Annotated in this window: 6 protein-coding genes; 1 reads left to right on the top strand and 5 read right to left on the bottom strand. The window is 64.1% G+C overall.

Features of this window, described 5'->3' with window-relative positions:
- Positions 1-26: 26 nt before the first annotated feature.
- Positions 27-989: a tripartite tricarboxylate transporter substrate binding protein gene (locus VGV41_RS11265; protein WP_326863930.1), complete on the bottom strand. Its 963-nt coding sequence runs from the start codon at positions 987-989 to the stop codon at positions 27-29.
- 138 nt (positions 990-1,127) lie between these two features.
- Between VGV41_RS11265 and VGV41_RS11260 the strand changes: the two genes are divergently transcribed.
- Complete coding sequence (locus VGV41_RS11260) at positions 1,128-1,607, top strand: MarR family winged helix-turn-helix transcriptional regulator (protein ID WP_326863929.1); 480 nt, start codon at positions 1,128-1,130, stop codon at positions 1,605-1,607.
- 580 nt (positions 1,608-2,187) lie between these two features.
- Here VGV41_RS11260 and VGV41_RS11255 read toward each other — a convergent pair.
- The 4 genes from VGV41_RS11255 to VGV41_RS11240 form a co-directional block, all read right to left on the bottom strand.
- A complete protein-coding gene (locus VGV41_RS11255; RefSeq protein WP_326863928.1) occupies positions 2,188-2,883 on the bottom strand; it encodes a hypothetical protein in 696 nt (231 codons plus the stop codon).
- Position 2,884: 1 nt separating this feature from the next.
- Positions 2,885-4,570, bottom strand: coding sequence for a ShlB/FhaC/HecB family hemolysin secretion/activation protein (locus VGV41_RS11250; RefSeq protein ID WP_326863927.1), 1,686 nt, complete (start codon positions 4,568-4,570; stop codon positions 2,885-2,887).
- A gap of 64 nt (positions 4,571-4,634) precedes the next feature.
- Positions 4,635-22,397 (bottom strand): leukotoxin LktA family filamentous adhesin, encoded by a 17,763-nt coding sequence (locus VGV41_RS11245; RefSeq protein WP_326863926.1) that lies wholly within the window; start codon positions 22,395-22,397, stop codon positions 4,635-4,637.
- Between the two features lie 1,110 nt (positions 22,398-23,507).
- On the bottom strand, positions 23,508-23,852 hold the full coding sequence (locus tag VGV41_RS11240) for a hypothetical protein (RefSeq protein ID WP_326863925.1): 345 nt from the start codon (positions 23,850-23,852) through the stop codon (positions 23,508-23,510).
- Positions 23,853-24,384: the final 532 nt, after the last annotated feature.

Genomic DNA, 24,384 nt, shown 5'->3' with positions numbered 1-24,384 from the left:
GCGGTCAACGGTGCATGTCCGCTTTGTTATTGCTTCAGATGAGCGGCGCCGATGATCCGGCCGTATTGATCGTTTTGCTTCTGCAGAATCGCGTTGAAATCGACCCCGCAGGCGCCATCGGGCAGCAAGCCCTGGAGGGCGAGCTTGTCCTTCACGAACTTGGAACGGGCAGCATCGCCCGCAAACCGCCGCAACTGCTCGAGCACCGCAGGCGGCGTCTTCGCCTGCGCAAGCAACCCGTCCCAGCTCTGCTGGTCATAATCCTTGTAGCCGGACTCGATCACCGTCGGCACATCGGGGAATTCCTTGAAGCGCTGCGCCGAGCCGATAGCAAGCGCGCGTATCGCGCCGCTCTTCATCATCTCCGCCGCGCTCGTATAGTCGGCATACACCGCCATGACATGTCCGCCGAGCAGCGCGGTGATCGCCGGCGCCGTGCCGGGGAAAGGCACGTAGATGACGTTCATCTTGGCCGCAAGCTTCAGCGTCTCGAATGCGATGTGCGTGGTGGTATCCGGACCGGCGCTCGCGAACGTGACGGTGCCGGGCTTTGCGTGTGCAGCATTCACAAGATCGGCCAGCGTGTGGAATGGCGAATCGGCCTTGACAACGACGAACAGCGGGAAGTTCACGATATTGCAGATTGGCTTGAAATCCTTGAACGCATCGTAATTCTGGTGCCGCACGAGCGGATTGATGAGGAAGGCGGGATTGGTCATCAACAATGTGGCGCCGTCGGGCTCTGCGCGCGCAACATAATCGGTCCCGATCGCAGTGCCGGCGCCCGGGCGATTCTCGACAATCACACTGATCCCGTTCGCCCGGCTGATCTGCTCGGCGACGATCCGCGCGATGATGTCGGCCCCGCCGCCCGCGGAAAGCGGAACGACGATACGCACGACTTTCGGAACCTGAGCAAAGACCGGCGCCGCTAGCGGGATGGCGAGGGTCAGAGCCGAAAGCAGATGAACCAGCCGTTTTACAAGCATCGTTCGTTCCTCCGGTTTTTTTGTATGCCCTTGAAAATCCTGGACATAATATTTTCAAATGATATTATTTCACAAGAAACGATCAAAACGCAATGCCTTTCAAGTGTCGGCCATGTAAAGGCAAAAGGGAGCCGTTGAGTGATCGACGAACGCCAGTTTGAGACCGAGGAGTTTCTCCTCTACAGGTTGCCCAATGTGGCGCGGCGCGTCTCCAAAATTTGTGAGGCCGAATACGCCACCGAATTCGGCCTGAAAGTCGGCGAATGGCGTCTGATGTCCCAGGTCAGTCGATTCAAAAGCATTTCGGCCAAAGAAGTGAGCGAACGCATCTCCATGGATGCGGTCTCGATCAGCCGGGCGGCTTACAGCTGCATCTCGCGCGGCTTGATTCAGGAAGCTCCGGACGCTCGCGACCGCCGCAGCAAGAAGCTCTCCCTGACGCCTGCCGGGAAGGCGTTTATGCGACGGTTTCAGCCGTATGCATGCGCCTTGGCAGAGCGCATGGAAAAAGGCCTGACGTCATCGGAGATTAAGACGTTCAAGGGACTCTTGAAGAAATTGGAAAGGCACCTGCTGACCATGACGCCCGAGGTGGACGCCGAAATCTCTGCGGCCTGACCAAGCACCGACCAAGGGCTGATTTGAAGCTCTCAACCCACGACGGGAGCGAGCGGGGCCTCAGCCGACATGATGAGCGCGAACTCAGGCCACGCCAACGAACGACGTCAATTGACAGGCTGGGTGGTTCGCTTCTCGATCTTGAGAGGCCTTTGCAATTCAGCGACTTGGTGTGCGCGCACCTAATCCCCACCAACCGCGCCGTCTTTCCGAAACACCGGATCGGCATCACGCGTTTGGGAGGCGTTCATACTTCAACCGCTCCGATTGAGCTCGCTATGATTTTTTCTGCGTGTCGTCGTACTTACCGCGTCGCCGGGCCCTACGCGGCATTGAGCTCGCCGATTCTTCCAACGTTCTTTTCGGAGGTGACTTCCCGTTTTCGCGCCACCGCAACCCGGCGCCGGACGTCAAATCCCTGGTCGCGGGATTTGAACGGTTCGATGGCTGGGAGCACGCCGTCCGTCGCGACATTGAGAGCGAGAATGCACGGCAGCTCTTCCCGCGCCTGGCTGGAGCGATAAGCGCTGCCTTCATATCCTGCCGAATATAGGGTAACCGAGCCGCCGCGCGCGATGCGCTAGAACGAGCCGCGGGGCAGACGATAGACGTCCGGGGCCTTCGGATCCTCAATATAAAACAGCAGCAGGCTGGCGGGCGTGAGGACACGCTGATTGTGCTCGCCCTGCGCGAAGGTACCCTGCAAGATCAGCATTGCAGTGTGATCTTTGGTATCGCTGCCACGGAACATCAGCAATCCGCCGCTGATCGGCATGTTCGTCGCGACCGTCTCGGGCTTGAAGCCCTCGGCCATGAAGTAGTCACGCAACACGCTCGAATTCGAGAACAACTGCTCCGGAGACATCTTCTCGTCGGTCGCCTTGGACCACGACACCGAAACCTGAATCAACTTCTTAGTGTGATACCCGAAGATATACGACACCTCGGCGGTGCCGCCGCCCTGCAAGACGTCAGGCACTTTCACGAGCAAGGCCTTGGTGCGTTCGCCGACATTGGGCTGTTCCCGGACGGCATTGCCCTTGACGCCGAAATCCGACGCAATGGCGCCTTTCACTTCCGCCTCGGTCATGCCGAACTTCGCCGAACGAAAGCCGTCGACCTTGGCGACCGGCGTCGACAGCACGCCTTGCGCGCCTACCGGCGCAGGCTCTTTCTTGACGCCCTGGCTGTACGCAGGTCCCTGACTTACAGCGAATGCCGCGACGGCAATGGCAGCCGCAAGCTTAGTGCAAGCAGACAGACGAGATGCATCCATGTTAGCCTCCATTCGAGCCTCCTCCGGCGCGGAGCGGGCCTTGTTCGGTGAAAAGCAGCAACGGCCTGAAGGTAATGCGGCCGTAGAATTGATAGTGATCCTGGTCGGCAACGACGGTCCGCCACGGAACGCCGATGCTCGCCTCCAGGGTCAGCGGCAGATACGGCGTCCACGACAGGCCGAACCCGGACGAATCGAGCTGCGTCACCGCTGGCGCGGTCGAGAAAACGGCGCCGCTGTCGGTAAAGACGAAAAGGTCGAGCCCTTTGACCAGGTCCGACATGTTCCTGTGCAGTTCGAGATTGAAATAATAGCCGCTGTCGCCGGACGCGGTGTTGGTCGGATAGCCGCGCACCGTCGTCGGGCCACCGATCGAAATCAGCTGGTCACCCGGCAGCAGTTTTTCCCAAGTGTATTGGTACCCACCGAGCGCGATGACGCTCAGCTGTTCAGGCAATTGCAGCGCACCATTTCCGGAGCCGGAAAAGGTGTTGAAGCTGCGCTCGCCGCCGAGGATCTTGTCGTGCCAATTGATCGAATTGTAGGTGGGCAGGAGCGAGATATTGTAGTTCGTCCCGATCGCCGAGATCGACAGACCACCGGTATCCTTTGAATACCGGTCATTGGTGACGGGAACGGCCGAGAAGTCGCTTTCGGAATTGCCGTAAGCGTAGGCACCGGTCGCCTGGAGCAGCCAGGTTTCGTCCACCCAGAAGGGCTGCGAGACGTTGAGGGCAGCCTGGTTCGACGTGCCCGTCACGTCGAGTGTGGAGAACTGACCCTGGACGATCTTGATCAGCCCCTGGGTATAGCTGGCGCCGATCCGTCCACCCCACGGGTTGAACGGGACGTTGACGGCGAAGTTGCCGTTGAGATTGCCCTGCGACTTGACGCCATAAAGCGTCCACCGGTCGTCGATGCCGAGCAGACCGTATCGCTTGTAGTAGATGCCACCTTCGTTCTTGCCGGTACTCTGAACGCCCTGATTGTCGAGGAAGAGCTGCAGCGTGTTGACCGGCGGCTCGGTTACGGCGAGTTGCAGATCGGTCAGGCCGAAATCGGTGCCCGGCTGCAACAAAGCGCGCAACTGCACGTCGTTGGTCCGGTTGAAGCGGACGACGTCGCGGTTGAGCTGCGGAACGTCGAGCACCTCGCCGGTCGGCGGATTGACGCTGGCGCGGATGTAGTCCTGCGAGGTCTGCTGGGTGCCGAGAATGGACGTCTTCTGCAACCGTCCTTCCGTCAGCTTGACCTTGATCACGCCTTTGTTGGCGGTCTGCGGCGGCAGCGTCGCGATCGCGGTGACGATGCCGCGCTTTGCGTAGATCGCGTTGACGTCGGTGATCATGTTCTGCAGCGCGGCGATATCCACCCGCTTACCGACATATTTCGCGGCGATTGTCTGCAGCTCTTCGTCGCTGATGAACTTGGACTTATCGAAGACGACCTTTCGCAGCAGGAAGGTAGCTCCGCCTCCCGGAACCTTGATCGCGGGCGCCCGTTGCGGCCCGACGACCGATGGCCCCTGCTGCTTCGGCGGCGCGGCCTGCTGCTCGAAGCGCTGGCGTTGGCGCTCGATGTCCTGGTTGATGACGCCCGGATTGACTTGCGGCGACGTCTGCGCCCGGGCCTGCGCGACGAATAAAGTCACAACCGCCAAACCGATCGTCAGAGGGGCAAGCCGCATCGATGAAAGCACCCGACCGATAGCCGGCCGCCACTGCGTGAACGGCCTAGGTGGCACGATTCTACTACCTACCATAGGCGATCGACGCAAAGTCGGCACCGTGGCGGCTATCCATCGAGGTTCTGTGGATATTCTTCCGACGCCCTTTACGCTTCGTTCCGGTGCCAAACAGACCTTCGATGTTCACGGCCGGGCCGTTGCCGATGACCTCGATCGGACCGTGCGCCGGCTCCCCGTTGACCAGCCCTTGGAAATACAGGGCGCGCAGCACGGTCACGTCCAGATTGTCGTTGTCGCCGTTGCGCATGTCCTGCAGCGAGTTACGGATGAAGCTCGAGCCGGTGAAGCTCCCGCCACCGTAGTTGATAATCGTCGATGAGATGGTCGTGTCGTAATAGACCACCTGCGTGTTGCTGAAGTTGGCATTGCCGATCTGCTGCATCGTGAAGACGCCGCCCGGCTCGTAGAGCTGCAGGTTCGCGCCACCGACCGGGCCCGGGCCGCGGTTGTCCAGAAGGATCTCTCCGGCCGGAGTCGTCAGCATCATCTGACCGGGCACGTAGCCGTTGGTGATCGTAAGGTTGGGCGAATCGACGTCGATGGTCGAGTCCATGATGCTCAGCGTGTCGATGATGACCTGCGGCGGATCGATGGTCAGGTTGGCATGGGTTGCGACACCGCCCCGGTAGCCAGTCACCGTCACGTGCAGCGGCACCGGTGGCACCGACGGCAGTTGTTTCGCGGTCACGTCGATGATGTCGGCACCCAAAGTCATGGCCCGGTAGACGCTCAACAGTCCGAGCGTCAGGTCATGCGGTGTGCTCAGCGTCGCGGAGCCCGCCTGCATCGTCGTCACGTTAATTGAATTGCCGCTGTTGAAGGCGGCATTGCCATTCGCCGAGACCGAGGTGCCGGTGATCGAGCCGTTGTCCGACGTCACCGTGATGTCGCCGAGATCGCCCGGGATCCCTGTCGTCGTCAGGTGGCCGAAAGTGACGTCCTGATTGGCATGGATCGTCTGCGAGCCGCCGCTGGTGGCACTGACAAGATCGATGGCGTCGCCGGTTGAGTGCACGCCGATGGTCGTACCGGCGTTCAACGTCGCCCAATCGATGAGGCCGCCCGCGGTGAGCGTCGCGGACCCAGTCGAGGCGACCAGCGTCGTACCCTTGTTCGTCGTCGCCGCCGCCAGCGAGGCCGAGCCATGCGCGGCCACTGTCGTGCCCTGGATGTAACCGGTGTCGGCGGCGACGATAACGTCACCCGCGTCGCCGATGACGCCGTTGGTCGTCAGGCGGTTGAAGTCGACATTGTTCGCGGCGCGGATGGTCTGCGTGCCGCCGCTGGTGACGCTGTCGAAGTGAACGCTGTCGGCGGTCGAGCGGGCATTGACTGTAGTGCCCGCGATCACGGTGGCCCAGTCGATGAGGCCGTTGGTGTTCATAAACACGGCCCCTGTTGCGCCGGTGGCCGATACGCCGGTGATCGATATCGGAGCATCGAGCGTCACGCCGCCGTTAGCCGCGATTGTGCCGCCCGTGATCCGCCCGGTATGCGACGTCACCGCAACGTCGCCGGCATCATTGGGAATGCCAGTGGTTGTGATCTGAGTAATCAGCATGTCCTGGGCCACGTCGAGCGTCATCTTGCCGCCGCTGGACAGGCTCGGGACATCCATCGTTTCGCGGGTCGAGATGATCGTCAAACTGCCGCCGGCCGCGTCCACGGCATTCCAGGTGATCATCCCCTCGGCGCTCATTTCCATCGCTCCGGCGGTGGATGTGGCGGTGGTGCCCGAGATCGTCGTCTTAGCGACCATCCGCGTTGCGCCGCCGAGAGCGACCGAGCCGCCCACGATCGCGCCAGTATTTGATGTGATGTCAGCGCCGCCAGTCGTGGCGGTCAGTTGGGTGAATGTGACGTTATTCTCGGCCCACAGGGTCTGCGTCCCGCCGCTCGTAATCGTCGCGATATCGACGACGTCCCCGGACGAACGCACGTCGACGGTCGTCCCGGCAGTGACGGCGTTCCAGGCGATCTGGCCGTTGGTCGCCGTCATCCCGACCGCGCCGCCCGCCCTGACCTCTGCGCCGGTAATGCTCGTTGCGGCATTCATCGTCACCGAGCCGCCGGCATCCACATTCACCAGGCCGGTCCCGAGCGCGATGATCGCCCCCTCATCTGAACGCAGGACGATGTCGCTGCCGCTGCCGGTCGCGGTCACCTGCCTGAATGTTACGTTGTTCTTGGCCCACAGCGTGAGCGTGCCGCCGCTCTCCGCAACGTCGATGGTGATCGCGTCGCCGAGCGAGTGCAGGAACATGCTGCCGCCGGCGTGAAGCACGGACCAGTTCAGCGTGCCGCCGTTTCCGGCCGCACCGGTCGCGCTGATCGAGCCTGCGGCGATCAGCGAGACGGCACCGTTGGAGGTGATCGATCCACCAATGATCGAGCCATTGTCGGACGTAAGCGTTACGTCGCCCTGGCCGGGCGCGGCAGTGTTGGTCAGTTGATCGAATGCGACGTCCTGCTTGCCGCGCATCGTGATGGAGCCAACTGTGGTCGCCGTACCAACCCTTGCTCCGCCGTCCGTGGAGGTCACGTCGATGGTCGTTGCGGCGTTGAGGGTTGCCCAATCGATTTGGCCACGAGCGCTGAGAGTAATGAACGTAGACGACGCGATGTTCCCGGTGCCGGTAATCTTCGCATTGGCTGCGAGCGGCGAACCGACAGGCAGGTTCGCGCCGGCCGTCAGGGTCACTCCGCCGTAGGCCGTGATCGAGCCGCCCAGGATCGCGCCGTCGCCAGCCGTGACGATCACGTCTCCGGGATCGCCCGCGAGGGCAAGGCTGGTGAGGGTGCCGAAGCTCACGCTGTCCGCAGCCAGGAGTCGCAGCGTGCCGCGACCGGTCGCGGTGCCGACAGTGAGCGTGCCGGGGCCGGTGGTCTGCGCGATAAAGTGGCCCGTCGCACCGGCAGCGGTGCTAGCCAGAACGCTATCGAGCGTGTAGCTGGCGGCGCCGGTTACATCGACGGTGCCCTCGACCGCGGACAACAACGTCGCGCGCATGTCCGGTGCGGCAGTCAGGTAGATACTGCCGTCGCTCGCGGTCGCGGCAAGGGACTGCGAGCTCACCGTTACGCGCTGCGAGGTCGTGCCGATGGTGCTGGCCGTCATCGACAACCGAGCACCAGCACCCGTAGTGACAAGATTCACACTGCCGTCGCCGTTGCTGAAGATGTTGCCGGTCGTCACACCGCCGGCCTGAACGACGATCGAGGCGGCGTTGCCGGCGGCGGCGTAGGACGCCGCCGACCTGAGCTGGCCGAGCGTCACGTCGCCCGTCGTGACGACCGAGAGCACGCCGGCGGCGTCGAGCGCCGAATAAGCGCCCATGTTCAGGGACGCCGAGGCGAGCGTGATCGCGCCGCCCGTGCTCTGCGCCACCACCGGGTTAGCGCTCGTGCCGTCGGCGAACGTAATCGCGGCATTGGCGAGAAGATCCATGGCGCCGGTGCTGGTTACGTCCGCGTTGATTGCGATCGTGCCGGCGATCGTATCGAGCGTCAGCGCGCCACCTGACGTCAGAACGCCGTAGGTGCCCGCCGCGCCGACGGTCATGTTGCTGTTCGGGCTCAGGATCGTCATGTCGCCGACCGCCGTGCCGGTGATGGCGCCGGAGATCTTGACCTGCAGCGGCTGCAAGGTTGCGCCGTTGAAGCCGACGCTCCCGCCCGCCCTCAGGTCGAGCGCCGACGCGACCACGTGGACGGCCGTGCGGTCGGTAAAGCCGGACTCGGCATAGATGCTGCCGGTCGCGGCGAGCTGGAGCACGCCGTCTGCGCCGCTGCCGGCATTGACGTTGCCAAGCACCAGATCACCCGTGGTCTGACGGATATAGATGCCGTGCGTCGCCTGGAGCTGATCGAGATTACCGACAGTCGCGCCCGACAGGGCGAGCAACAACGCGTTGTCATTCTGTGCGGGATTGACCCCGGCAAGGCCGGCCGCGCCGATGCTGCCGGTCTCCGAAATCAGCGTCAGGTTGGTGATGTCGCCGGAGATCGCGACCTGGCCGGCCACGCCGCCGAGGATGCTGCCGACCGCCTGCAGCAGGACGTCGCCGCCGCCGATCGTCTGCACGCCGGCGGAATAGGCAGCGGCGATCGGACCGAAGGTCGCGACCGGGATGCCGCCGAGGCTCAGGTCGGACGCGCTGCCGAGGTAGATCTGGTCCTGCGCCTTGGCCGAGACGGTGCCGAGCGAGCTGACCTTGACCAGGCTCTGCTGCGCGATCGAGACGGTGTATTCCGGCACGGCTCCATTCGGGCCGTTATAGGTCGAAGTGGTGACAGTGAGCTGACCGGGGCCGGCCGACGCCATCAGCGCCTTCTGCACGTCGGTCAGCGGCAGCGAGCCGTCGCTGGTGAACGAGAAGGTCTGCGGCGTGGCCAGGCTGCCGATCGTGCCGTTCGGCGCGTAGAGCATCACCTGCCGGCCGCTCACGTTCAGCGGCAGCGACGCGATCGACGGCGGCGGCGTGTTGTTCTCCGGGTTGGCCCCGGCGCTGACGATGTAGGTGAGCTGGTCCTGGGTCCATTGCGAGCCGGAGGCCAAGTTCGTGTACAGGGTGGACAGCGTCGGCAAAGTATAAGCGAACGACGAATTGTAGGTCGTCAGTGCGGCCGTGAGAGCCGACGTCGACACCGCCGCCTGGAACTGGCTTCCCTGCCCGGCCTGCGTGCCGAACAGCGTATCGAGCGACACGCCGAGCTGCGCCGTCGTCTTCAGTCCGAGCAGGTACTGATCCTTCATGAAGCGATTGTTGGCCTCGGTCTGGATCGCGGTCTGCGTCGCGGTCGACGGCGTCACGAGGTCGGTGCCCTGCGCCAGCACGCCCGCGGCGATGAGCTGCGCACCAATCGCCTTGGTGCCAAGCGCCGAGATGGCATAGGTGACGCCGTCGCTGAACGCGATGTTCCGCAGCTGCCAGTAATCGTTGTACGCCGCGTTGATCATCGACTGGTAGCTGACGACCGACTGCGGTGTGCAGTTGGCGCTGCCGCAACTGGTGTTGAGCAGGTCGAGATCGGACCAGACGCTCTTGAGGTAGTCGGTCTGCTCCTTGGTGAGGCCGCCGCTCGCCACGCCGTTCAGGATGTTGGCGGGCTGGCCGTCCGCTGCCGCCGCCGCGAGGAAAAGCGCGCCGGTCGACGAAACGGTGCCGAGCCGCAGGTTGCCGGTCGACTGGATGATATAGGCGCCGGCCGCCGACGTGCTGTTGAGGAGGCCGCCGTCGAACGTGCCGTCGGACAACGCCGTCGCGGTCGCTTCGATGACGATCGGATTGATGTTGGTCAGCGTGGCGAGGCCGTTGCTGTCGACGCCCGAAACCGCGCCGATAGCGCCGCCCGACGTGTTGATGGTGATCGACTTGCCGGCGACGATCGGATTGGACAGGTCGTAAGGCGTCGCCGAGGTGATGTCCCCCGTCGCCGACAGATAGATGTTACCCTGCGGCGCGGCACCGGTAACGGCCGGGTTGGCCTTCACCTGCGCGATCGACAGGCCGCCCGCCGCCGAGATAGCGATATCGCTGTCGACGGACGTCGCCGTCAGCTGGCCGCCGTAAGTGGCGATCGGCAGCGGCGCGTTCGCCGCGCCGATGCCGCCCGGCGCGCTCAGCGCGATCGACACGCCCGAGACGAATGGCGACGCTCCGTTGACGATCGCCGAAGGCGTGCCCTTCGAGTTCACGCCAGTCGCAGTCAGCGAGGTGTTGCCTTGCAGGTTGTTGATCGAGGCGTCGATGACGATGTTCGAGTTCGACGTAACGGCGATATTACTGGTGCCGCCGCCGGTGAAGCTGAGATTGATCCCGAAGTTCGCCTTGACGCGGTTGGTCATCGTCAGCGTCAGGTCATCGTAGCGTTCCTGATACCAGGTACCGTTCTTGAAGTCGGTACCGTTGATCGCATCGGCTGTGCCCAGAGCGTGCGTAACATAGGAGCCGGTGGCAGTGACCGTCTCGGAGAAATTGGTCGCCTGCGTGCCGTTGATCACCGTCCCCTGCGTGCGCGAATAGTCGGTGAGTCCACCGTTAGCCGGCGCAACGAAATTCCAGCCGAACACGGATACGTCGGTCGAATCGGCGCGGGTCAAATGCGTGCTGTCGGTCCACTGGTAAAGCTGGTCGGCCGGCAGGTACTGGAGATTAGCGTTCGCCGTGACACTCGTAGGCGAGAGCCCGCTGTAGCCGCCATTGTTGACGCCGGCCTGCTGATAGACGCTGACCTGCTGATTGCTAGGTGCGCCGGCGTTGTAGACATACCAGGTGGTCTGGTTCTTCGACTGGTCGACAAATTCGATAACGCTCGCCGCACTGACCCCGGTGTTGATCACGTTCGTGACCAGGTCGACGCCGGTCGTATTGTTGACCGTGACCGTGCCGGCGCCGCCGTGGACGGTGATGTTGCCCATCGAACTGCCGCTCGACGACGTGCTGATGATCTTGCCGTTGAGGTAGACGTAGCCGCCGGTGCCCTGCACCACCGGGCTCAGCATGATCTGATCCGTCGCCGCGTCATATGACGCCGCGATCTTCACATCGGACCCGTTGGCGGCCGCGACGTCGCCGGTGAGATCGATGTAATGCCCGGATGCCGCGTTGCTCTTCGCCAGCGCCAGTGCCGTCGCGTTGCCCTTGAGGGCATTGATGGCGTTGAGCGCGTCGGTGCCGATGTTGACCGAATAATTGCTGCTTTGGCCAACCGAGATGTTGCCGTTGATGTTGACGATAGAGGCCGAAATGATCAGCGCTTTGCCCGCGTTGATCGTCGACGGTGCGGACGCGCTCGCAGCGTTTGCCGTCACGCCGCTGATAACCTGATTCTGCAACTGGACGATCTGGAAGAAGTTGCCGCAGCCGCTGCAATTGAAGGGCCCGGAATCGTCACCCCAATAGGCTTGCCCCTGATAGGCGTGGCGCTCCCAATCGGATCCGCTTGCACCGGACGTCAAGGGTACCGGACCGTAGCCTGTGCTGACGGGCAGAAAGAGAGCGGAGTAAAGCGAGCCATAGCCGTAGAACAGCGCCATCAGCCGCGCCGTGAACACCGCGCTGGGGTTGCCGTACCCCGACGAGTTGACCGGCGCGTACTGAGGCCCGTTCCCTTCGCCGGTGTAGTAATAGTACGGCAGCGCGTTCGCGTTGCCGTCGACATACGCAATGCCGGTCGTTCCTGGAGGGGCAACCGCGCCCAGATACGTCGCCGCCGCCTCGACCGCCGTGACGATGTCGGTCGGACGGTATTCGACACTCGTCCACTGCGACGCGACGTCGTAATTCGAATTATAGACGCTGTTGGCGCCCAGGCTTCCGCCGATCATACCGTTCGGCACGTTCATGGACACGGTGCCCGCGTTCATGGTGCCCGCGAGCAGCACGTTGCCGAGCTGGTTGGTGACGCTGAGCAGGCCGCTGTAGGTCGTGACCGTGCCGCCGAAATAGATGTCCGGCGTCGTGGCCAGGACATTGCCATTCTGGTCGATCGGCTGGCGGTTGACGTTGGTCGCGTTGTAGCTGGCGTTGACGATGATCGACGGCGTCTGCGCGCTGAGGTCGCGGCTGAAGGTGATCCCCTGCATTGCAGACTGGACCACGCTGCTGTCGGTCGCCGCTCCGGTGAAGTTCACGCGGCCGCCTGAGACGCCGCTCAGCAGCAGGTCATGCACGAACAGGAAATCGATGCCCTGGTTGTCGATGCTGATCTTCGGCGAATCGTAGGCGGTCACCGACGGCGTCACGCCATTGACGATGGCCCCGCTGAGCGTGTTGGCCAGGATCGAGACGTTGCCGGCCGAAGCGACGATGTTTCCGAACACGTAAGACGGTCCGGAGGCGTCGGCCATATAGGCGATTTCCTGGATCAGCGTGTTGATCTGCCGCTGCTTCGTGCCGGCGGAATCGTCGTTCTGCGCGGTCGGCGGGTTGGGGCTGCCAATCTCGGCCTTGATGTTCGAGCAGGTCGCGTCGCAGGTCTGTCCGCTCAGCGACGCGATCTGGCTCAGCACGTCCAGCTTCGGATTGAAGCCACCGACGGTCGCGTACTGGATCGTCTGGTGATTGTAGCTCATCACCGGGCTGAACTGGCTCGGATCGCTGACCTGTTCGAGCGTGAGCGCATACGGCGAGGTGCCGGGCGACAAGGTCACCGTGCCGTTGTAGGCGATCGTGATGATGTCCTGATGATGGATGCCAGCGGCAATCGTGCCGTTGAGAATGACATCGGCCGAGGTCACCGGCGTTGCGCCAGCGTCATCATGGTTCTCGGTGCTGAACAGCGACAGGTACGGGTTGTAGTTCGTGCCGCTGCCGTTCGACGCGACGGTGCCCCACGTCGAGCCGAGTGAGACGTTATTGGCGCCAAGCACGCGCGAGCCGGTCGCCAGCGTCAACGTCGCATCGCTTTCCGCCGACGAGGCGCCCTTGTAAACGGCGGTGATTGGGATCAGGGCGTAATTGTAGACGACCGTTGTGCCGTTCGCCGACACAGTGGTGGTGTAGGCGCCGTCGCCGCTCTGCCCTGCATAGATGCCGATCGTGCCCCAGCCTTCGATCAGGCTGTCCCCGACCGTTACCGACTGCGTCGCTTTGAGGTCAGACTTGGTGTCGGCGCCGGCGCCGGTGATGAGGCCGTACAGATCGGCGTTGGCATTGTTTCTCGCCGCCATCCGCGCCGCGGTGCCGATGGCGATATTGCCGGCGCTGAACAAAGTGACGTTGTCGTCGATGACGACCGAATCCGTGGCCGTCGCAGTCATGTACGACTGCGCGCCACCACCGGCGAACAGACCGCCGGCCGACAGGCTCACGGAGTCGACGGTATTGAGGAAATTGTATGCTTCGATGTCGATCGAGGCCGTCGACGTCGCGGGATTGTCGTTGAGGCTGAAGATCGTGTGATTGTCGATATGGCTCTCGACCGTCTGCGTCACGGTCGAACTGCTCAACGTCGCCGCGCCGGCCGCCACGCCGCCCGAGCCGGCGCGCGCACCGCCGCTCGCTTCATTGACCGTATCGGAGGCGATGACGTTCATGTTGCCGCCGGCCGAATTGATGATGAGGTACGGGCCGACCTCGGCGGTGACGGTGTCGTTGACCGTATTGTTGGTTCCGCCGCCGCTCGCGCCCACCACCGATGCCTGGAAGGCGTCGGCGTCGGCCGAGAAGCTCACGGTGTGCGCGGCGTTGATGCCGAGGCCACCGAAATAGAGCGTGTCCTGGGTGGTATTGCCCTTCAGCGTGGCGGTCGTCGTGCTGGTGCTCGTGGTGTTGGCGATGGCGGCGGCGCCGGCATAGACGCCGCCCGATCCGGCCGTCGCGTTCGACGTGTTGGAGTCCGTGCCGGTCGCGGTGATCGACAGCACGCCGAGATTGCTCGCCGCCGTTACGGCGCCGGTGTCGAGATAGGCGACCGAGCTGCCGTTGGACGACGTCTCTGCGACGGTGGCGCCGACGCCGATCCATCCGGCCGCGACGCCGAGCGCCTCCGACAGCTGGTTGGTGTCGTTCTCGGCGGCGATCGTGACATTGGCCGAGGGAAGATGCAGGCCCGTTCCGCCATAGGCGGTCACGTTCGAATTGTCTTCGGTGTCGACATAGGTTGCTTGCCCGCCGAACAACGTGCCGCCGCCTGCGGCGACCGCATAGGCGTGGGCCGTATGGCCGGAGCCCGGCAGCAAGGCCGAGGCGGTAATCGTGAGGCCTCCACCGGAAATCGTGCTGTCGTGATCGACATAGGCCGACACGTTCACCGCCGCCGTCGATTCGGCGACCGATGCGCCCATGCCGACGCCGCCGACGGCGACGCCGTACGAAGTGGTCGAGACGTCCGGAGCGGCGGTGGCGTTCACCAGCACACCGGCGACCGCCGCCGAGACTGACGCGTTATGCCCGATATCGGCGACGATCGTTTCGTTATCGCTCCCTTGCGCCGAGGCGCCGGCTCCGGAGGCGATGCCTGCAGCGCCGGCATAGGTCGTCGCAGCGACACTGCCGCTGCCGCTGGCCCCGATCGCCACGTTTGCGAAGTTCGTGACGCTGGTCGAGGGAGCGAAGTCGGCGGTCACCGAGCTCTTTTTGTTGGAGAAGCCGAGCGACAATCCGACCGCCGCCGCACCGGCGCCGAAGCCGTAGCCGTAGGACGCCAGGCTTGATGCATCGGTCGCGCTAACGGCGATGGTGCCGGACGCGGCGCCAGTGCTGCCGCCGTCGGTGGTCGAGCCGAGCTCCGCGACGATCGTGTTATCGACGTTCGAGTCGCCGACGGCCGCGCCGATGCCCACGTAAAGCCCGCCCGCACCCGCGATACCCCACGACTCGGCGGCGTGGCTGCCGCTTTCGTCGCCGGCGGATGCCGCAATCGACAGTGTCGGCGTCGTCAGGCTGCCGCCGGTGGCCTTCGCGGTGATGGTCTGGTCGACATCGGTATATCCCACCGCCGCGCCGAAGCCGCCGCCGCCGAGGCCGACTGCGAGCGCGCCGACGATATTGCGCGTCGCTACGTTGGAGGTCGCGCTGATGTCGACCTTGTTCGCAGTCACGCTGCCGCCGATGATCTGCGCGGAGATGCCGTCGACGCCGCTGCCGGTCGCGGCGACGACATCGGTGCCGGTCGCGGCGCCGGCGTTGCCGAGCGTGCCGCTGTTCGAGTCGCCACTTGTGGCGCCGGCGTTGAGCACGCTCATCTCATCGGACGTCGCAGCCGAGCCGATGAGGACGACGCCGACCGTGCCGGCGATGCCGACCTGGCCGCCGAGGCCCGCGATCGCCGTGATCGGCTTGACCGCGCGGTTGCTCAGCGCGGTCACCGCGACATCACCGCCGGTGGTGACGGTCGCCCCGGCCATCAGCGCCTTTGTGTTGCTCTTCAGGATCACCAGATTGACGCCGGCGCCGATGCCGGCCGTGCCGCCGCCCGCGACACCGCCGACGATGGGGGTGATCGAGTCAGTCTCAGTGGCGGAGACGGTCACCGCCTCATCGGCGGCCGTGGTCGCCGTATTGGTGACCGACGCGTTGTCGAGCTCGGCGTCCACCGTGTTGGTGATGAACATTCCGGAGAACTGCGCCGCGATGCCGGCGGTGCCGCCGAGCGCGCCGACGATCGCGTAGCTCGACGTGTTGGTCTTGTTGCTCGCCGCGATGACCAGCGCGCCGGTCAGATGCAGGCTGGTCGCGGCCGTGCTCGCATCGGAGTCGCCGACCAGCGCCTGGACCGTGTTGTCGCTGGTCGTCACGACGACGGTGGCGCCGATGCCGGCCGAGCCGCCGAGCGCGCCGGCACCCGCGGCGGCGAAGAAGCCGTTCAGGCCGTTGCCCTGCACCGATAGCGCGCTGGAATAGACGTTGCCGTGGTCCAGCGACGCGGTCGTCGTCGCCTGGAACAGGTTGGTGAGCGCCGAGCCGGCGAAGCCGCCGCTGCTGCCCGAACCGGCCGCGCCGACGACCTCGCCCGAGGTCCCTTGGAAGGAATTGGCCAGCACCCCGACCGCGCCGACCGGGACGACGCTCGAGCCGATATCGGTCGAATCCACTTTGGCGGTGGTCGTGCGGTTCATCGTGTTGATGGCAAGCGCGATGGTGGCGGAGGCGCTCGACGCGGAATCGGCCATGCCGATGTCGAGATTGTTGGCGAAGGACGCGCTTGCGGCGGTCACCTGAACCGCCGAAGTCTCGCCGCTCGACAGATTCTTGTCCAGGTTCGAGGAGAGAACCTGTGCCGAGGTCGTGCCGCCCATGACGTTGGTCACCGCATTGGCGTCCATCGCGCCGCCGGTGCTGGCGACGGCGCCCACCACGCTGACCGTGTCGGCGGACTGCCGGGAGGTCGCGACGACCGCAATGCCGTTGATGGTCTGCGTGCCGTCCGCGAGGTTCGGATCGGTCGCCGGTGTGACGGCCGACGACGGGTCGATGGCGGTGGCCATGGTGCCGTTATCGACCGTGGCGCCGGCGCCGAGGCCGTGCGCGTCGACGCCGCTGTTGCTGATCTGCGCCGAGGTCGTCCCGTTGATGGTGTTGACGACCACCGAGGCGCCGGCCGCCGATTTGGCCCCGGCCGAGATGCTGAGCGCGCCGGCATAGGCGGAGATCGCGTCGGAGTTCGACGCCAGCACGAGCGCGTTGCCCTTGGCGTCGACGGCGGAATTGTAGCCGTTGCCGCCGCTGCCGATCGCCGAGTACACCGAAGTCCCCTCGGTGCTGATCGCGAATGAACCGGCGCCCGCCATGCCGGTTGACGGCACGGATGGGGCAGCCGGCGCAGATGGCGCAGTTGGCGGCGTCACCCCCCCGCCCCCGAAACCGGTGAGACTCGACGGCGTGCCCGGCTTCATGCTGCCGACCAGCGAGGAAAGATTTTGTTGCGGCGTCGGCGGCGGCGAATTGGTGTTGTTCCCGACAGTAATGGCCGTACCGATCGAGATCGTGAGGATGCCGGCGTCGGAATTTCCGGCGACGAGCACGGCGCCGGTCCGGAGATTGCCGGTAACGAGCGGGCTGCTGTCGCTCAACGTATTATCGGCGGTGACGTGAGCCCCGACCGCCGCCGCCGAAACATAAGTCGAAATCTGGTTGATCGCGGCCGAAAGCCCGACGGCGTTGCCGCCCTTGATATTGATCGAGATCGCACCCGCGGCGCCGCGGATCTTCGCGTCGTCATTTGCCGTCACGGCGACAGCCGCGGCCGCGACAGTCGCCGTGGCCGTATTGACCGGATCGCTGGTATTTGCGCCGTGGCCGATCTGGGCAATCACGTCATTGTCGATGGCGTTGTAGGCGAACGAGCCATTGCCGGCCATGGAGCCGCCCGCCGCGCTGACACCGATGGCAATTCCAAGGATTTCCGAGTCGTCATTCGCCGACACGCTGACGACGCCACCGGTGGACGTCACCGAGGCGCCGTCGATCAGGGCCTCGTGCCGCGTCCCGATCCGATTCACGACGATAGAGATGCCGACGTTGGATTTACCTGTGATCTGCACGTTGCCGGCAACCGCCAGGATGGCCGCGCCGGTCGTGTTCGTCGGCGACAGGGCCGAGCCCGTGAAGTCGATGCCTGAATCGCAGGTCGATCCGGTCAGGCAACTCCCCGCGGTCGCTGCGTTGGCGATAAGCGCGTCGAGCGTGGCCACCGAGCCGCCCGAGGAGGTCACGGTGACGTCGCCGCTCACGGTGATGCCACCGGTGACGGCGGCCGTTCCACTCACCGCCGGCGTCGAAGTGATCTCGGCGAGGATGGTTGGATCGATATCGTTGACGACGACCGAGCCGGCGAAGCCGCTGGCGTCGGCGCCGCCGCCGCCCACAGCCGCGCCGGAAATGATGCGGCTGGTGTTCAGCGCCTCGACGTTCAGGCTGGCGGTGTTTTGGACGCTGGAATTGGAGAGTACCGCCGACACCCCCGCGCCGCTCGATGGATCGCCGATCTCAGCGTAGGTCAATGCCACGCCGAAGCCGTTGCTGTTGCCCGAACCGAAGCCGCCATAAAGCGAGCCGGCGCCGATACCGATATTAGTCGTCTCATCGGCGACTATGGAAAGCGCACCAGCATTCCCGCTCCCGCCAACGGCCTGGCCAACGGTAGAACTGTCGATGCCGGCCTGCACGCCGTCATCGATCTGAGCGATCGAGACCGACGCGGAGGCCTGCCCGCTGCTGGTGGAGGTGCCCGTGGTCAGGGCGACCGCGAGGCCGACCGTCGTGCTCTGGCCGCCCGCCAACGCCTGCACGGTCGTGCTATTCGCGGTGATGCTCGACGACGAGATCGTCGCCGTGGTCATGTCGCTGCTGATCGTGACCGCGACGGCGCCGGCAAGCCCCACCGTGTAATTGGTTCCCGGTGCGCCCTTCGACACGGCAGCCGCGCCGCCGGCCGTGTCGATAATCGTGTTGTTGAGCGCCTGAACGGTGACGTGGTTGTTGCCGCCAGGGGTGTACTTCACCGTCGCGTTATGGGCGATGGACGCCGAGGTCGTGAGCGACGTGAGGTCGACGGCAGCGCTGCCCGCGCCCGCCGTCGAGTTCTGGGCCTGAACCGGACCGGACGTTTTTGCCGCCAGAGCGTTGTAGGCATTCGTGAGTTTCGTCGAGATGCCGGTCCCGATGTTCTTGAAGAACAAGATGGCGGCACTACTCAACGAGGACGGCTGCGTCGCCGGCACCTGGGTCGAAGGCGTCGAGTTGGGCGCGTCGTTGTTATATTGCGCGGCGACCGACACTGTCGTCAGCCGCCCGACCGTCAGGGCGTCGACGTACAAATCGAAGGCGCTGACCGAACCCGCCGATGTCGGCGTCAGATTGGAATCGTCGGCGGTCGCACCGGTCGCCGACAGCACGTTCGAACTGTCGCCGATAAAGGCCGAGGTATCCGCCGACATAGCGGCGATGGCGACGACGACACCGACGCCGGTGCCCTTGCTCGCGCCGACGCCGCCGCCGACGTCGAACGAGGACATGTGTTGCTCTGCGTCGATATTCACCGTCTCGGCGGACACGGTCGCCGAACTGTCGATCGCCGCCGTCGTCGTGTTGTCGAGCTGCAGAACCGACACGACACCGTTCAGGCCGAGACCCGCGCCTTTGCCCGACGTCGGCGCGACCGCATAGATGAGGTCGCTCGTGGTCGCCGACACGTCCAGCGTACCGTTCGTGGTGACGCTTGCGCCGGCGCCGATGCCGGCCACGGTGCTGGTGTTGAATATATTGACGTTAGCCGAGCCGCCGACCGCCGTGCCTTGTTGCGAGGACGAATTGGTCCCGAACAGGGTCAGCCACGAAAAATTGCCGCCGATATTGATCGTCGAGGTCGACGTCGCCGCCGTGACGACGATGTCGTTGGCCCAACTCACGGATGTCGGAGCCCCGCCCAAGCCCGAGACTGCCAGATTCGACGACCAGCACGTGCCGGTCCCGCCGCACTGGCTCGTGCCGCTCTGCGTGAGCGTCGCGCCGCTGCCCACCCAGGCCGTCGTGTTGCTGGTGATTTCGAAGTAGTTGACCGCGCCGGCGATACCGGTCGGTGAGCCGTTAGGATTGCTCGCTCCGCCGTCGAACGTTGCGTTGGCGTAACTCGTCAGGATGTTGTTGACGATGCCGCCATTGGCGTTGAGGTGCGACGTCACCGCCGAGAAGGAGTCGAAATCGGTCCACGTGTTCGTGATCGGAGACGACATGTCTGCGTGCACGCCGATATACGGCGCGGTGACCGAAACGCCGGACCCGATATAAGCGTTCGAAGACTGCGTCAGTTGGTCGACATTCACCGCCATCGATAGAGCCGAGGTCGTGGCCGGATTGCTCGATGTGCCGGTATCGGGCGAGTTGATCGTCGACTCGGCGTTACCGCGAATGCCGCCGTCGGTCAGCGTGCTGATCACGCCGACTCCGCCCGAGGCGACGATTGTCGGCGCGGTGCCAGACGCCGTCATGTTGCCGGTCGTCGCGTCCGGCGCGACGGCCGCGATGGACGCCGAGGAGTTCAGCGACGCGAGATTGAGCGAGAGGACGACGCCGGCCCGCGAGGTGGTCAGCGTACCTTGCGACGACGCGGACTGGCCGGCGCCGGTGCTATCGAAGGTTCCGCCGCCTCCGAAAACCGAACTGAGGAAGGTGCCGCCGAACGACTGGATACCGTCCGCCACGAGCCAACTGCTGCCGACTGAGGCCGACGCGCTGACGGCGTTCGACGTCGTGTTCGAGCCCGAATAGACGGTGACCGCGCCCGCTGACGCCGACGACGGAAGGCTGGCGCCGAGATTGGCGACGGCGTTGTTGGTCATGTCGCTGAGCGCGACCGAAACGCCCGCCGATCCCGTTCCTGCGGCGAATGTCGACGCCGAGGTCGAAAAACTGTTCGTGTTTTGCGCACCGACGGTAACGTTGCCGACCTTGGTGATCGTGGCTCCCGGATCGACCAGCGCCCTCGTGTTTACGGTGCCGGTCGAATAGGCGAACGAACCGCCGACTTTCGTTTGCGTGCTGGCCGACAGCGCCGAGACGTCCAGGGTCGCGTTGTTCGACGACAGGACGTTGAGATCGCCGCTGGAGATCGTGGCACCCGATTTGACTTCGGTTGCGATGTTGGCGTCGACGATGCCGACAATGACCGCCACGCCGATTGCGTTCTGTAGCGCGGCCACCGAGAAGGTGATCGCTGGATCCGACGCCGTTTCCGATCCGACGGACGACAAAGTGACCGCGCCGCTGGCGGTCAAGTTGGCGGTCGATTCGAGCGTGACCTTGGCTGTGGCGGACGACTTGAGATAATTGCCATTGACGCCCGTCAGCGCGCCAAGAAGGAATCCGGCGCCGAACTGGGCCATACCGAGCGCCGAATAATTCGTGACCGAGAGGCTCGCGGTCGAATTGGCGACCGCGCTAATCGACGCACCGGTAATGGTGCCGGCGATGTCGATGCCGGTCGTCGCATCCAACTCTGTCAGCGATAGGCCTGAGATGTTGCTCGCGGTGGCGACCAACGACACGGTCCCACTTGTCCATGTCGAGCCGTTTGCGTTGACTGCCTGGGCGAGGATCTTCGCGCCCGCCTGGATGTCGATCGTCGGCGAGTCCAACTCGACATTATACGCGTTGCCGGTCGAGACGTTCGAGCTGTTGAGGCGGCGCGTATCGATCACCGCGTGCGGCGCAAGCGTGATCGAATCGCCGGTGCCGGTCGCGCTCACCTGGAAGGTGCCGCCCTCGGTCAACGCCGCGATCATCGAGGCGACTGTGGCGTTCGACATCGTGACGCCGGTATCGAGACTCGAATCGCCGATCACAACCACGGTCGGATCGACGAGCAGCGTGCCCTTCTGCCCGTTCGGCGCGCCGAGATTGACCTTGAAGCCGGAGGCGACGTTGAACGTCCCGAAGGAACTGAGCTCGACGACGCCGGCGTTGCCGACCGCGGAGCTGGCGTCGAAAGACGCACCGGACTTCACTGTGAGGTCGCTGCCGGCGCGAAGGATGATGTTACCGGCATTGCCGCGCTTGCTGGCTGCCTTGAGCTTCGCCGTCGAGGCGATCCGGATGGCCTTGCCAGCCGTGATGACGATGTCGCCGCCGGTGTTGGTGCGGCTCCGCGCGACCAGGCGACTCGACACGCTTGCGCGATTGCTCGCGACGATCTGGATCGAACCGTTGCGGACGACGATGCCGTTGGCGCTGTGCAGCCCGCGCGAATTGACGGTGGAGGCAAACTTGATGGCATGATCGCGATTGACCGCATCGCGGCCGCTGCCAACGAACACGTTCTGGCCGGTCAGTCGCACCGCGTCGACGGCATTGACGCGGCCGCGGATACGAATGGTGCCGTCCGGCGAGATCGGCACCGTCCCCGCGAGCAGTTTGCCGACAGCGCCCTCATTGATCTGCCCGCTCGGACTGATCACGCTGTCGACGAATTCGCGCGTTGGCGTCGACACGGTGAGGCTGCCAACGTTCACCACGCCGGATCGGCCCACGACGAACCCGTATGGGTCGGCGAAGTAGACGTTGCCGCCGATGCGGCCGTCTTTGTAGGCGTTGAGCGTGCCGTTCACGTAGGCCGGCGCGTCGTGCACCAGGTTGATCAGGTTCTGCGTGCCGCCCGGAAGTTGCAGGTTGACCGTATTTCCCGATCCGACCCCGAACCGCGAGAACGAGTTGAAACCGTTAACCCCCGAAACGGTCGCGGTAGTGATGTTCGTGACAGCGCCGGCGGTCTGAACCTGGGTTTGAGTGCGCCCGTCCGGGATAATGACGTTGGGCTGCTGCGCCATGACCGGCCAGGCCGCCATCAAATACGATAGCGAAGCGGAAATCGCATTAGTTGCAATACGATTTACAATCAATTTAAAATTGCGGTTAGGGCGTTCGGGAATTACGCGGAGCCCGCCTTCGCCGCGGCCGCGGTAGTTCGGCATTACCGCTAAGGCAGCAGCATGGGCTGTGCACGAACGTCGACTGCCAACGCCAATTCGGCTATCAATCTTAGCCGCGCCTAACGCCAAGACGCGCGAAATTACCAGCGCGACCAACGCACTAGCAGCGCAACGCAAGCGGGACCCGTTCGGGCCCGCGCTCTCGCGCAATCGCAACGACAAGACTGTCTCCCCAGCGGCCTTCGCCGACTTCGTTAAACTCTTATAAAGGATTTCACGTTTTGCCGCCGTGAGTCTCGAAAATTCCGGGGGCATTCTGAATTTTCTTGATAGCCAGGTTAAAGTGCCGATGGCCGGCATAACGGCTATCTCGTGCTTAGCTTCGCCGGTTTCGAAGTCGACCCGACGTGCGCCGAACTGCCCCAGCCTGACGGCGAAGTCATTCACCGGCGCCGTAAGTCGTTAACGCTGTAGCGGCAACTGGCGCAAAACGCCGGACGCATCGTCAGCAAGCAAGAACTGGTGGAGACGGTCTGGCCAAACATTCACTTCAGCGAAGACAGTCTCTTTCAATGAGTCCTGTCGAACCGGTCGGCTTCCCGAAATGTGGCGAGCGCGTCTTCGCGCAGACCGCGACCCCGGCACCGAAAACGCGGCAGGTTGCCCGCCGGACCTGGTTGCTCGGCATTGGCCTGATCTATGTGATACCGGATTGTCGTGATGACGCGTTGCCATGGCTGCAGCGCTCGCTCGCAATCACCGCCAGCGCCGGGCCGTACGCACTTCGTCCTTGCCGCGGCCTATGAACGCCTCGGCCGACACAAGGACGCCGAGGCTGCCATCGCAGCCGGTACGAAACTGCGGCCCGGATCGACACCTGACAATGTTTCCTTGCCGATAGCGAACGCAAGCCCGCTCTATCTTGAACGCCTTCGGCAGACCAAAGCGCTGATGGCCTCCGCGGGCCTGCCGAAACATAGTGACTTCAGCTGGCTGAGACCTTCCGTCTCAGCGCCTCGGTCCCGCAGGAATCGTGCCGGTTATGTCGCCCGCGCCACAATCTTTCGGGGCGTTCGGGGTCTTACATCGATCGACCACGGCGCTCGGCTGCTGCTCAGGCGTATTAAGCAAGGCGTAGCCGTCGATCCGCGTCGCGTTGCCCGCGGTGAGACGCCGGTGCTGGTCGTCGAGACGGCCGCGGCAACGCGAGATGTCATCGCCGCTGCCTGCATCTGTCGAATATTGGCACAGCGCCGCATCGTCACCGACGATGGACGTCGATTGCGACGAGCAGCCTGCAACGGCGATAGCTGTCAGTGTTACCCACGCGACCGCAACGGTCGCCTTTTTCACAATCACAAGCCTAGCCCCGAACTTCCCGCGGCCGAGTATCCGGACCTGATCCGGTGAAAGCAATCAACCGCCGGTATCGCGTCAACCGAATCTTCGCGCCGCCTCGGTTGGCCGCGATATACAAGAAACACTACACGACGCCGTGCATATAGTACTTCGCTAATTCAGCTTGTATATCGCCGCGCGTTAAATAGCCGCGCGGAAGACGCGGCTGGGGCGTCGTTTCGGGTATGATTTGACGTTTTGCTTGCGGCTGAGGATTGCGGCGGGCGCTCTCGTGTGCGCGCTTAGAGGGCACGAACCAATCGCGGCCGGACAAGCCGATGGCTTCCCCGCCACGCGAGACGCCAGTCTCCGGCTCCCGTCTCCCCAAAATGGGAATTTTGGCGGACGTGCCTGGAGATTTCCCCGTACGTCGGCACGTACCCTGGGAATTCGGTAGTCCGGAGACCCGTCTCTAGCCACAAGACGTCGCGGTTTCGCGGCCTTTTCGCGTTTTTAGCGACCACCTGGGGGAGAGACCCGACTGCCT

The sequence above is a fragment of the Pseudolabrys sp. genome (assembly GCF_035943735.1).
Taxonomy (GTDB): Bacteria; Pseudomonadota; Alphaproteobacteria; order Rhizobiales; family Xanthobacteraceae; genus Pseudolabrys.
This window is presented reverse-complemented; position numbering and strand designations above follow the sequence as displayed.

Excerpts from the sequence above, each read along its gene's own strand:
- VGV41_RS11245 (WP_326863926.1), bottom strand. The coding sequence starts at position 22,397 with ATGGCGCAGCAGCCCAACGTCATTATCCCGGACGGGCGCACTCAAACC.
- VGV41_RS11255 (WP_326863928.1), bottom strand. The coding sequence starts at position 2,883 with ATGGATGCATCTCGTCTGTCTGCTTGCACTAAGCTTGCGGCTGCCATT.
- VGV41_RS11250 (WP_326863927.1), bottom strand. The coding sequence starts at position 4,570 with ATGCGGCTTGCCCCTCTGACGATCGGTTTGGCGGTTGTGACTTTATTC.
- VGV41_RS11265 (WP_326863930.1), bottom strand. The coding sequence starts at position 989 with ATGCTTGTAAAACGGCTGGTTCATCTGCTTTCGGCTCTGACCCTCGCC.